Annotated in this window: 9 protein-coding genes and 1 pseudogene; 9 read left to right on the top strand and 1 reads right to left on the bottom strand. The window is 72.5% G+C overall.

Annotation, left to right across the window (positions count from 1 at the left end):
* The first annotated feature begins 274 nt into the window (after positions 1-274).
* The 5 genes from J7E86_RS06875 to J7E86_RS06855 are packed head-to-tail and all read left to right on the top strand — an operon-like array spanning position 275 to position 6,072.
* The gene (locus J7E86_RS06875; RefSeq protein WP_215080616.1) at positions 275-1,303 is read left to right on the top strand and encodes a 3-oxoacyl-ACP synthase III family protein; all 1,029 of its coding nucleotides are present in this window, start codon (positions 275-277) and stop codon (positions 1,301-1,303) included.
* A gap of 59 nt (positions 1,304-1,362) precedes the next feature.
* Positions 1,363-1,653 carry an acyl carrier protein gene (locus J7E86_RS06870; RefSeq protein WP_215080615.1) on the top strand — a complete coding sequence of 97 codons (291 nt, stop codon included), beginning with the start codon at positions 1,363-1,365 and terminating at the stop codon, positions 1,651-1,653.
* Positions 1,650-2,873, top strand: coding sequence for a beta-ketoacyl synthase (locus tag J7E86_RS06865; RefSeq protein WP_215080614.1), 1,224 nt, complete (start codon positions 1,650-1,652; stop codon positions 2,871-2,873). Before J7E86_RS06870 ends, J7E86_RS06865 begins: the two co-directional genes overlap by 4 nt.
* Positions 2,874-2,875: 2 nt before the next feature.
* Complete coding sequence (locus J7E86_RS06860) at positions 2,876-5,170, top strand: MMPL family transporter (RefSeq protein ID WP_215080613.1); 2,295 nt, start codon at positions 2,876-2,878, stop codon at positions 5,168-5,170.
* Entirely contained in the window at positions 5,167-6,072 is a 906-nt protein-coding gene (locus J7E86_RS06855; RefSeq protein ID WP_215080612.1) for a diiron oxygenase, read from the top strand. Before J7E86_RS06860 ends, J7E86_RS06855 begins: the two co-directional genes overlap by 4 nt.
* A 22-nt stretch (positions 6,073-6,094) precedes the next feature.
* On the opposite strand, the gene J7E86_RS06850 is transcribed toward J7E86_RS06855, so the two are convergent.
* Positions 6,095-6,994, bottom strand: a complete 900-nt coding sequence (locus J7E86_RS06850) for an SDR family oxidoreductase (protein ID WP_215080611.1) — start codon at positions 6,992-6,994, stop codon at positions 6,095-6,097.
* 287 nt (positions 6,995-7,281) lie between these two features.
* Here J7E86_RS06850 and J7E86_RS06845 point away from each other — a divergent pair, with 287 nt between their 5' ends.
* The 4 genes and pseudogenes from J7E86_RS06845 (at position 7,282) to J7E86_RS06830 (ending at position 11,443) form a co-directional block, all read left to right on the top strand.
* Positions 7,282-8,250 carry a cyclase family protein gene (locus tag J7E86_RS06845; RefSeq protein WP_215080610.1) on the top strand — a complete coding sequence of 323 codons (969 nt, stop codon included), beginning with the start codon at positions 7,282-7,284 and terminating at the stop codon, positions 8,248-8,250.
* Between the two features lie 235 nt (positions 8,251-8,485).
* Positions 8,486-9,760 (top strand): hypothetical protein, encoded by a 1,275-nt coding sequence (locus J7E86_RS06840; RefSeq protein ID WP_215080609.1) that lies wholly within the window; start codon positions 8,486-8,488, stop codon positions 9,758-9,760.
* A 167-nt stretch (positions 9,761-9,927) separates the two neighbouring features.
* Positions 9,928-10,239: pseudogene (locus J7E86_RS30850) on the top strand (ABC transporter permease); the annotation flags it as partial.
* A 49-nt stretch (positions 10,240-10,288) separates the two neighbouring features.
* Positions 10,289-11,443 (top strand): substrate-binding domain-containing protein, encoded by a 1,155-nt coding sequence (locus tag J7E86_RS06830; protein ID WP_308312500.1) that lies wholly within the window; start codon positions 10,289-10,291, stop codon positions 11,441-11,443.
* Positions 11,444-11,653 lie beyond the last annotated feature (210 nt).

The following is an 11,653-nucleotide window of genomic DNA, read 5'->3' as shown; positions in this document are numbered from 1 at the left end:
TGACCTACTACGCCATATCGTGACAAGCGAGGCGCTCACCGCGACCACTTTGAAAATGTCCCATTTGGTCGCGAGTGACCGATTAACCTGCCTACTACTTCCCCTCGTACGTGATCCACGCCCTATGCCCGGCCTCACACGGGGAGCCCTCCGCCCTCACGCCGGGCGAGCGTGTCCACACCCTCCGCACCCGATTGGACCGGGTGGGTGGGAGCCCGCCGGATCACCGGCGCGTACGAGTGGGCTGGGGGACGGCGTTGTTAAATTTGCCCAGATGACGAACGTACGGGCGCGGCTGGCGGGGGTGGCCGCCCACCTGCCCGAGCGCTGGGTCAGCATGGCCGAGAGGGAAGCGCAGGTCGCGGCCGCGAGTGCGCCGTTCAGCCCTCCCGGCGGTCTGGTGACCGAGCTGACGGGTGTGGAGGGGGTGCACCTCGTCGGCGCCCGGCAGCAGGCGTCCGACCTGGCCGTGTGCGCCGCACGGAAGGTCCTGGCCGACAGCGGCGTCCAGGCGGCCGACGTCGAGCTCATGATCTTCGCGGCGAGCAGCCAGGACATGATCGAACCGGCCACCTCCCACATCGTGGCGGCCAAGCTGGGCCTTTCCTGTCCCGTATTCGACGTGAAGAACGCCTGCAACAGCGTGCTCAACGCTGTGGAGGTCACCGAGGCGTTGATCGCGTCGGGGCGCTACCGCACCGTACTGATCACATGCGGCGAGGCACCGTCGCTCTCCGCCCGCCTGAGCGTCCCCAACCCGGCGGCGTTCGCCCGCGCGTTCCCGTCCTACGGGTTCTCGGACGCCGGCGCGGCGATGCTCTGGACGGCGGGCGAGAGCTTCCCGTCCGCCCCGGGCGTGCTCGGCAGCCGCTTCATCGCCGACTCCTCGGCCTGGCAGGCCGCCACGCTGCGCGGCGGGGGCACGTTCAGCGTGCGCGAGCCGGACGAGGAGCACAGCTACTTCCAGATGGACGGCATGGGGCTGCGTGACAGCCTGCGAGCACTCGCGCCCTCTCTGCATTCCCTGCTGGACGAGCTGGGGCTGACCCTCACGGATTGCGCGTTCATCGGGGTGCACCAGGTCTCTCTGGAGGACGTGGACGCCATGTGCGCCCTGGACCTCGGCATCCCGCGGGACCGGCTCGTCCTCACCCTTCCCCGGCACGGCAACGTCGCCTCCGCCTCCCTGCCCCTGCAACTGACGCGAGCGCTGGAATCAGGCCAGGCCGGCCCCGGGGACCTGGTGGCGCTCATCGGTCTCGCCGCGGGCAGCAGCGCCGGCCTGGTGGTGATCCGCCTGTGAGACCGCTCCGCTCCCCCGCTCCCGACCCGCCATCCCCCTTCCACCGTGAGGAGCAGCTGATGAATTCCCTGTACGAGCCCATCAAGAAGTGCGTCGTCGAGCACTTCAACATCCCGGCGGACGTCATCCACCCCGACATCACCCTCGAAGACCTGGGGCTGGACTCCCTGGCCGTGGTGGAACTCGTCTGTGTGCTCAAGGACGAGCTCGGTCTGCGGGCCCCCGCGGGCGAGGAGCTGGCGTCCTTGCGGAATACGTTCGGCCAGGCGGTCGCCGTGGTGGAGCGGGCGCAGGAGGCCACCGGCACGCCGGTGCAGCCGGCCACCGGCGAGCCGGTGCCGTCGGCGTGACGCGCACCGACGTCGCGGTCACGGGGCTGGGGCTGCTGACTCCGGCCGGTGTGGGCGTCGCGGCGACATGGGAGCGGGTCTGCGCGGGCCTGCCCACGGCCGCGCCCGACCCGGAGCTGGCGGATGTGCCGGTGCCGTTCAGCTGCCGCGTACCCGCCTTCGACCCCAGGGCGGTCATCGGGCCACAGGTGTGGCGCATGGACCGCTTCGTGCACCTGGCGATCGCCGCGGCCCTGGAGGCGGTCGCGGACGCCCGGCTCGGCCCGGGTGCCTGGGACGGGGCGCGGGTGGGTGTCGTCGTAGGGGTGGGGAGCGACAGCAAGGAGACCTGCCTGCGCAGCGGCGAGAGGTTCCTGAACCACGATTACGAGGGTGTCTCTCCGCTGACCGTTCCCCGCGGCACGGTCAACGCGGCGGCGGGCGAGATCGGCATCGCGCTCCAGGCGCTGGGGCCGAGCCTCGTCGTGAGCACGGCCTGCGCCTCCGGGGCGACCGCGCTGGGCGTCGCCCGGGACCTGCTGCTGGCCCGGCGCTGTGACGTCGTGCTGGCGGGAGGTGCCGAGGCACCCTGCCATCCCTTCAACTCCGTGTGCTTCAGCCGCATGGGGGCGTTGTCCACCCGCGTGCACGACCCCGCCGGCGCCAGCCGGCCCTTCGACGCCGACCGGGACGGATTCGTCCTCGCCGAGGGCGCCGGGATCCTCGTCATGGAACGCCCCGAGGACGCCCGCGCCCGACGGGCCCCGGTCCACGCCCTGCTGGCCGGGTACGGCGCCTCCACCGACGGCCACCACTACGCGGCCGCGCACCCCAAGGGCGCGGGCGTCGAGCGGGCCTGCGACGCCGCGCTCGCCGACGCCGGCATCGGGTACGCGGACGTCGACCACATCAACGCGCACGGCACGTCGACGCCCATGAACGACCGGATCGAGGGCGAGACGCTGCACCGGCTCTTCGGCGGCCACCCGCCCGCGGTCACCTCGACCAAGGGCGTCACCGGGCACACTCTCGGAGCGGCCGGGGCCATCGAGGCGGCCCTGAGCGTGCTGACGCTCCAGGACCAGGTCATCCCGCCCACCGCCAACCTCGACCGCCTCGACCCGCGGATCGAACTCGATGTCGTCGCCAAGGTTCCCCGCCCGGCCCGTCTGGACGTGGTGGCCAGCAATTCCTTCGGCTTCGGCGGCCACAACGCGGTGCTGATCATGCGCCGGGCCTGAGCGTGCGGCCGGAATCCGCCGAGGGCGCACCGGCCGGCGGCCTGCCGTGGGCGGTCCGCCACCGCCGGGTCGTCGTCCTCCTGGCGGCCCTCGCCGCCGTGGCCGCGGGCTGGTTCGGCGGCTCGGCGCACGACAGCCTGTCGGCCGGCGAGGTCGTCCCATACGGTGCCGAGGCGCTGCGGGCGAACGAGGTCCTGGAGCGAGAATTCGGTGCGGCCACCCCTAATCTCGTGCTGGTCACGCGCGCCGCGGGGCCGGTGGACGGCCCCGGGCCGAGCTCGGCCGCCGGGCGCCTGACCCGCCTGCTCGAAGCCGACCCCGCCGTCACCCGGGTCCGCTCCTACTGGTCCACACGGTCACCGGCGCTGCGCTCGCACGACGGCCGCGGCGCGCTGGTGCTCGTACGGCTGCGGGGCCGTGAGGAGCAGGCCACGCGGGCGGCCGGCCGGCTGGTACCCCGCGTGACCGGGGACCGGGGGGCGCTCACGGTGACCGCCACCGGCGAGGCGGCCGTACGCGCCGCCGTGGTCGAACAGTCCGAGCGCGATCAGCTGCGCGGCGAACTGCTGGCCCTGCCGCTCACCGCCCTGCTCCTGCTGGTCGTCTTCCGGTCGGCGGTGGCGGCGCTGCTGCCGGTCGTCGTCGGTGCGCTGGCGGTGCTGGGGACCCTCGCGCTGCTGCGGCTGCTCACCGCCGTCACCGCCGTGTCCGTGTACGCGAGCAGCATCTGCTCGGCCCTGGGTTTCGCGTTGGCGGTGGACTACAGCCTGTTCTTGATCACCCGCTACCGGGAGCAGCTGGCCCGGGGCGACGAGGCCGGGCCGGCGCTGCGAACGGCGCTCCGCACGGCCGGCCGGGCCGTGGCGTTCTCCGCCGGTACGGTCGGGCTGTCGATGTCGGCGCTGCTGGTCTTTCCGCACACGATCCTCCGTTCCATCGCCTACGGCGGGATCGTCGTGGTGGTGCTGGCGGCGGCGGGGAGCCTGCTGTTGCTGCCCGCGCTGCTGTGGGTCCTCGGGGACCGTGTCGAGCGCTTCGACGTCCTCGCCCGCTGGCGGCGGGTACGGCCCGGGCCCGACGCCCCGGGAGCCGCGCCGCCTCTGGGCGGGTGGGGCAGGACGGCGGTGCGGGTGATGCGCCGCCCGTTGGTGACGACGCTGGTGGTGGGCGCCGGGCTGGCGCTGGTGGCGGCTCCCTTCACCGGCGTGCGCTTCGGGCTCTTCGACGACCGTGTCCTGCCCGCCTCCTCGGCCGTCGGCGAGGCCCGGACCGTCCTCAGCAAGGGTTTCGACGCCAACGCGGTCGTCAGCCCGACCACCGTGGTCCTGCCGCGCTTCGACGCGCGCGCCGAGCCGGGGGCGCTGGACGACTTCGCCCGGCGGATCGCCGGCCTGCACGGGGTGCGGCGCGTGGACACGTCCACGGGCGGCTACGAGCGGGGCGTACGGGTTCGGCCGCCCACCGCGGCCTCCGCCTCCTTCGCTTCGGACAAGGGGGCGTGGCTGGCGGTCACCACGCGCGGCGAACCCAACTCCCAGGCCACCCGCGACCTCGCCCGCGGCCTGCGGGAACTCCCCGCTCCCGCCCCGGTGCTGGTGGGCGGCCCGGGCGCGACGCTCGCGGACGTGCAGCGATCGCTCGCCGACCGGCTGCCCCTGGCCCTCTCCCTGGTCGCGGGCGCCATGCTGGGCCTGGTGCTGGTCATGACGCGGCGGCCGGTCCTCGCGGTGAAGGCGCTCGTGCTCAACGCCCTGAGCCTGAGCGCGACCTTCGGCGCTCTGGTCCACGTCTTCCAGGAGGGCCATCTCGCGGGTGTGCTGGGCGGGTTCACGGCGACGGGGACCACCGACGCGCTCCTGCCGGTGCTGGTCTTCTGCATCGCGTTCGGACTGTCGATGGACTACGAGATCTTCCTCCTCGCCCGTATCTGCGAGGAACACCGGCGCACCGGGGACACCATGATGGCCGTGGCCCACGGCCTGGACCGTACCGCGCGGCTGTTCACCTGGGCGGCTCTCACCATCGCCGTCGTCATGGCCGCCCTGGCCACGTCCGACCTGGTCCTCCTGAAGATCGTGGGCGTGGGGCTGGCCCTGGCGGTCCTGCTGGACGCCACCGTCGTACGGGGCCTGCTGGTGCCCGCCGTCATGCGTCTCGCGGGCCGCGCGAACTGGTGGACACCCACCCGCAAGGGCTCGCTCCCGGTCCTGAGCACGCCGCTCCCGCCGGCCGGGCATTCCGGCACTGCCCCCGCCCGGCTTCCCGGCACCGACATGAAGGAGAACACGCCACGATGACCCCCAGGCCGGCGCTGCCCGCGCCCGACCCCCAGCGTGTGGCGGAGCGACTGCTGCACACCTCCGCGCACCACTCCTTCGACCCTGCCGAGGACGTCGACTGGCGGACGCCACTCGTGGACGACGCCTGGTTCCTCCAGCCGGAGCGGGTGTCGTTGTACGGCACTCCTCTGTGGGAAGAGATGGACCACCACCAGCGCCTCGAACTCTCCCGCCAGGAACTGGCCCGCCTGTTGGACCTGGGCGCCTGGTTCGAGCAGTGCGTGATCCAGATGTTCGCGCGGTACGTCGCTCACCGGGGTCCGTCGGACAGCCGCTCCCGGTACGCACTGACCGAAATCGCCGATGAGACCCGCCACATGATGATGTTCGGCCGGCTCACGCGCACGCTCGGCTGCCGCCGATACAGGCCCACTCCTGCGGTGCGGCACCTGTTCCCGCTGGTCAGTCCCTTCTACGGGGAGATCGACACCTTCGCCCTCGCGCTGATCATCGAGGAGGTCCTGGACCGGATGCAGCGTGAGGCCATGCGGGACGAGCGCGTTCAGCCGCTGGTCCGGCAGGTCTTCCGGATCCACGTCATCGAGGAAGCCCGCCACGTCAGCTTCGCCCACACGGAGCTCCAGCACGCCCTCCGCGACGTGTCACCGGCCCGCCGTGCCGTGCACCGGGAGTTCGTCGCCGTGGCGGCCTGGCTGACCCTGAACTGCCTCCGGCATCCCGGCGTCTACCGCGAGGCCGGGCTCGATCCGGCGGTGGCGCGCCGTCAGGCCCGTGACAACCCCTACTACCGGGAGACCTTGCTGTGGGCAGGGGAGAAGCTCGTCGGTTTCCTGACCGAGGTGGGGATGATCGGCCCTGCGGAGCGGCTCTGGTGGCGCCGGGCCGGGGTGATGCGCTGACCGCTCCGCGCGGGGCCCTCCGTCACCAGGGGGTGCACCAGCGGCGGGCCGCGTACTCCACCAGCCGGTTCCGGGCCGGCTCGCCGATACCGAGAGCGACCCGCTTGAGGTGATCGGTGAGCCGGTACGGGCCGAGGAGATCGGCTGCACCGCCCAGGCGGGTCTTCGCTCCCACCACGTAGCAGGCCTTGGGGTGTTCGGCGGTGAGCGCGCGGTGGACGGCGCGGACGATCGGCTCGGGGCCCGGCAACTGTGCCGTGGCCCGCAGCGCTTCCTCGATGCCCCGGTAGATCTCCGCGTGCGGGGAGCGTCCCGACGCGGCGAGGTCCGCCAGGTCGTCGGCGGCCCGCTCCCAGATGGCGCTGGCGTACCCCGCCCCGTGGATCAGTACGACGCGGACACCGCTGGGCGCCGCCTCCATGCGCAGCGCGTGGTTGAGCGATCCCAGGGCCGCCTTGCCACCGCAGTACCAGCCCATCCCCGGAGCGGTCACCCGTCCGCCCAGCGAGGAGATGTTGACGATGCGACCCTCCCCGCGGCGGCGCATCGCGGGCAGGACCAGCCGGGCGAGGCGTGCCGGTCCCAGCACGTTGACCTCAAGGAGCCGGCGCGCGGCCTCGTCGTCGACGTCCTCGACGGCTCCCGCCAGCGGGATGCCGGCGTTGTTGACGAGTCCCCACGGTCCGCCGTCGGTCTGCCGGGCGATCCGGTCGACCGCCTCCTGGCAGGACCCGGGGTCGGCCACGTCGAGCAGCACCGTCCGCAGCGCCACACCGCGCTCCGATGCCAGCGCGTCCAGTTTCTCCGCCTTCTCGGCGCTGCGGGCGGTCGCGAAGACCTCGTAGCCGGCGCCGGCCAGCCGCAACGCGGTCGCCAGCCCGACGCCACTCGTCGCACCGGTGACCATCACACTGCGCGCCATGCGGAACTCCTCACGATGGATCGTCTGCGTCGAACGTCATCGTGCCGGAGCGGGGCGCGCGGGAACCGGTGGAAGCATGGTGCGTCAGAGTGACGGGGCGTCCTGACCTGTCCGGACCGGCGTCGCCGGGGGAACCCGACCTTCGTTCCCTCTCCTCGCGCGGCTCGCACGGCGCCCCGAACATGCCGGAACGCGGGCGTGACATAGGCGGTGTCATACGGGTTGTTCGAGTGCGTGACGTCGAAGATCCATGCGCGTTGAAGCGCCGAGAAGCAGATGAGCAGCCGATGAGCAGCAATCCCCCCGACGCACCGGCTCCCCCGCCGGCCGGCGGCCCTGGCGGGCCGGCCGTCTCCCGTGAGGAGTTCGACGCCCTCTTCGCGGCCCTCCGTACGTGGGGCCGCTGGTCGCCCGCCGACCGCGGGGCCTGGAACCGGGTGACCGCTGACCACGTACGGCGGGCCACCGCCCTGGTCCGGTCCGGGACCGTCGTCGCGATGGCGCGACCGTGGGACACCGCGCCCGCCCCGGACAACGACAAACCCGCCCTGCACTACATGTCCGCTCTCGGCGACGTCGAGGCTCCCGAGCCCTCCACGCACAAGGACTTCATCGGCGCGGACTACCACGGCAAAAGCGTCAGCCATCTGGACGCGCTGTGCCACATCGCCTATCGCGGGCAGCTCTACGACGGCGGTGCGGCACGGGACCTCGTCGGGGCCGGCGGCGCCCGCTTCGGCGGTGTCCCGGCGCTCGGCCCCCTGGTGACCAAGGGGGTGCTCCTCGACCTCCCCGCCGTTCTGGGGAACGACTGGCTGGAGCCGGGGCAGGCCGTCCGCGCGGCGGACGTCCTCGCCGCGGAGACCGCGCTCGGCGTGAGGATCGGCGAGGGCGACGCGGTGCTGCTGCGGGTCGGTCGTTTCCGTCGCCGCGAGGAGCTGGGCGCCTGGGATCTCGGCGCGGCGAGCGCGGGCCTCCACGTGGACGCCATGCCCTTGCTGGCCGAGCGCGGCATCGCCCTGCTCGGCAGCGACGGCGACAACGACGTACGGCCGTCACCGGTCGAGGGCGTGCACTCCCCGGTCCACACGCTCGCCATCGCCGCGATGGGCGTGCCGCTGCTGGACAACCTCGACCTCGAAGCGCTCTCCGGGGCGTGTGCCGGGACGGGCCGTTACGAGTTCCTCCTCCTCGTGGCCCCTCTGAACATCCCGGGCGGTACGGGGTCGCCCGTCAATCCGGTCGCGGTCATGTGACCACCGCAGAGCGAGCGTCACGGACAGTGCCGACAGGTCACGTGTCCGCTGTCGGCACGGCCATACCGGCACAAAGTTCTAAACTGAAACGGCAGTGCACTCGCCCCGGTGTGCGGCTGGTCGCGGCCGTACGCGCCCACGAGGGAAGTGATCCGGATGGGGCTCGTGGCAGAGGAGATCGGCCCCGCGCTCGCTCGTGAGCGGTTCCTTCGCGATGGGGCCGGTGGAGGGTGGCGTGCGAAGCCCGATCCTCGATTCGTGGCAGCGCAGCCGGGCGCTGGGCCTCTCGCCGGAAGGCACCGAGCTTCCCTACACCGATGACCTCGATCTGGACGGCCGCCTCGTCCGCGCGGCCGGGCCCGTACTGGACCCGCTGCAGTCCGTGTTCGCGGGCAGGAACATGAACGTGGCCCTGGCCGACGGGCGCGGAGCGGTGCTGCAGCGTCGTTTCGGCACAGCGTCCATGGTCAGGCGGCTGCCCCCGATCCAGACCGTCCCGGGCTTCGTGTTCGCCGAGAGGTTCGCGGGGACCAACGGCATCGGCCTGGCGCTCGCGGAGCGGCAGCTGATCAACGTCTTCGGCGCCGAGCACTTCGCCGAACGCGGCCAGGCAAACGCGTGTTCGGCGATCCCCGTCCGGGACCCGCTCAGCGGGCGCATCGAGGGAGTCCTCTGCCTCGGCTATCCGCACACCGACACGGACGCGGCCCTGAACCTCGTGATCCGCAAAGCGGCGGGCGCCATCGAGCGGCGGATGCTGGAGCAGAGTTCCGCGCGGGAACGCGGCCTGCTGCAGGCGTACCTCGACACCAGGGCCCATGTACCGGCCGGCGGCCCGGCCGGCGACGGGCAGCTGGGCGAGCTCGCCGCGAGCGGGCTGGACCGGCAGGACCGGATGATCCTTGAGGAGAAGGCCACCGAGCTGATCTCCTCGGCCCAGCGCGCCGCCGTCGAGGTGTCCCTCCCCGGCGGCCTGCGGGTCACCCTGCTGAGCCGCCCGGTGACCAGCTCCTCCGGGGTGGAGGGCGTCGCCATCGAGGCGGTCCTCGCCTCCCGGCCGCGGCGCCTGGCCGTCTCCGTCGGAGCCGACGCGGCACCCGGTCTCCTGGGGCAGCAGCCCTTCTTCCCCGCCGCCCGGACCTCTTCCCGGCGCCGTGCGCGCTGTGCCCCGCCCAGCCGCCGCTGCCGCCCCCACGCCCGGCACCATCGGCGGTGCGGCCGGCCGGCTGCTGCTGGTGGGCGAGCCAGGAGTGGGGAAGTACGCCGTGGCGGCCCGGCGGCGCCTGGAGCTGCTGTCGGAGGCCAGCACCCGCATCGGCACCACCCTCGACGTGAGCCGTACCGCCTTCGAACTCGCCGAGATGGCCGTTCCGCGCCTGGCCGACTACGTCACCATCGACCTTCCCGAGGCGGTCCTGCGCGGCGACGAGCCGACCGACCCCCGCAAGGACCTGCACCGCGCGGTGGTCCACGGAATCGAGGAGGACTGTCCCTTCTACCCCGCCGGTGAGCGGGTCGACCTTCAGCCGTCGACGCCCCAGCGGCGCTGTCTGACCAGCGTGCGGACCGTTCTGGAGCCCGATCTGAGAACTGCCGGGGGCTGGATCGGCCAGGATCCCGTGCGCGCCGAGAACCTCCTCGCCCACGACGTCCACTCCCTCATCGCCGTGCCGCTAGCTCGCCGCCCAGCAGCAGATCGGCAATCCCAGCGTCGGCATCGACTACCTGCTGCCCGCCTTCGTCGGCGCCCTGCTGGGTTCCACCGCCATCCGGCCCGGACGCGCCAACGCCCTGGGCACCCTGGTCGCCGTCACGATCCTCGCCATCGGCCTCGCCGGCATCGGCCAGCTCGGCGCACGGTTCTGGGTCACCCCGCTGTTCAACGGCAGCACCCTGCTCATCGCGGTCGGCCTGGCCGGCTACGCCGCCCGCCGGCAGCTGCGCCAACGCCGCACCGTATCCGCCCGAACGGCCCATGACACCGCGTGACCCGCGGCTGCCGCCCGGCCCACCGACCTTTCGTCCGCGAGGCGCGCCCGTGCCCGCGAAGCGCAGGACCACCCTGGCGGGCGCGGTCGCCCTGGCGGTGGCGGCCGCCGTCACCGCCGGCTGCGAGCGCGGTTCGTCGACCGGCGGCGGCGTGCCCCTTCCCGCGAAGCCGACGAAGGACGGCTGTCCCACCACCCTGGCCAGGGCCGAAGCCGTCGTTCGGCAGGCCGAGAGGACCGACACCGCGTGGAACGGCCCCACCAGTGGCCCCACGGCGGTCCGCGGCAAAAGCATCGCCTACGTCGCGCAGACCATGACCAACCCCGGCGTCGCGGGCACCGCCAAGGGCGTTCAGGACGCCGCGAAGGCCATCGGCTGGAACGTCCGGGTGATCGACGGCCAAGGCACCCCCGCCGGGATCCAGGCGGCGTTCAGCCAGGCCATCGCGCTGCGCCCCTCGGGCATCGTCATTGGCGGCTTCGACCCCCACCTGACGTCTCAGCAGGTGGCGAGGGCGAACGCGGAACACATTCCGCTCATCGGGTGGCACGCGGTCGACTCCCCCGGCCCGAGCGAGGATCCCGAGCTCTTCAGCAACATCACCACCAAGATCGAGGACGTCGCGAGGATCAGCGCGGACTGGGTCATCGCGCACTCTCGGGGCGACGCCGGGGTCGTGGTGTTCACCGACGCCTCGATCCCCTTCGCCAGGAACAAGTCCGAGCTCATCAAGAAGGAACTCGCCACCTGCTCCGGTGTGCGACTTCTGGCGGAGGAGAACATCCCGCTCTCCGACACCAGCAGCCGGACTCCCCAGGAGGTCTCCTCGCTCATCTCCCGCTTCCCGGACACGTGGACCCACTCCATCGCCATCAACGACGTGTATTTCGCCGACGTCGCCCCGGCCCTGCGCGCGGCACGCAGAAAGGGGGCCGCCGCGCCCTTCAACATCGGTGCGGGGGACGGCGATCCGTCAGCCTTTCAGCGCATCGACACCAGGCAGTTCCAGGCCGCCACCGTTCCCGAGGCACTCTCCGAGCAGGGCTGGCAGATCGTCGACGAATTCAACCGCGCCTTCTCCGGTGAGCCGGCCAGCGGATACGTCGCCCCCGTGCACATCGCCACGGCCGCCAACAGCGGCGGAGTCACGGCCGGGGACCCGTCCGGCTATCGCACGGCGTACCGGAAGATCTGGGGCAAGTAAAAGACAAAGGCAAGGAGCTTGCACACTCCTTGCCACTATCAAGATATAGCGCACCGGGGGGCTTGCGGCAAGACCCGGGTCGTGGCGCAGAATCGTCGGCCAAGGCCAGAACCTGCACAGATCAGTGATGCGCGAAGCATGTGCGCTCTTAGGCATATGAGTCTCGCTGGACGTCGAACCGCCGGTGGGACTCGCGGTGCGGTAGCGGGC

The sequence above is a fragment of the Streptomyces sp. ISL-11 genome, assembly GCF_018614525.1.
GTDB lineage: Bacteria > Actinomycetota > Actinomycetes > Streptomycetales > Streptomycetaceae > Streptomyces.
This window is presented reverse-complemented; position numbering and strand designations above follow the sequence as displayed.

What these genes read in the sequence shown, in the direction of transcription:
- J7E86_RS06855 (WP_215080612.1), top strand. Translation starts at nt 5,167, where the DNA reads ATGACCCCCAGGCCGGCGCTGCCCGCGCCCGACCCCCAGCGTGTGGCG.
- J7E86_RS06850 (WP_215080611.1), bottom strand. Translation starts at nt 6,994, where the DNA reads ATGGCGCGCAGTGTGATGGTCACCGGTGCGACGAGTGGCGTCGGGCTG.
- J7E86_RS06870 (WP_215080615.1), top strand. Translation starts at nt 1,363, where the DNA reads ATGAATTCCCTGTACGAGCCCATCAAGAAGTGCGTCGTCGAGCACTTC.
- J7E86_RS06875 (WP_215080616.1), top strand. Translation starts at nt 275, where the DNA reads ATGACGAACGTACGGGCGCGGCTGGCGGGGGTGGCCGCCCACCTGCCC.
- J7E86_RS06845 (WP_215080610.1), top strand. Translation starts at nt 7,282, where the DNA reads ATGAGCAGCAATCCCCCCGACGCACCGGCTCCCCCGCCGGCCGGCGGC.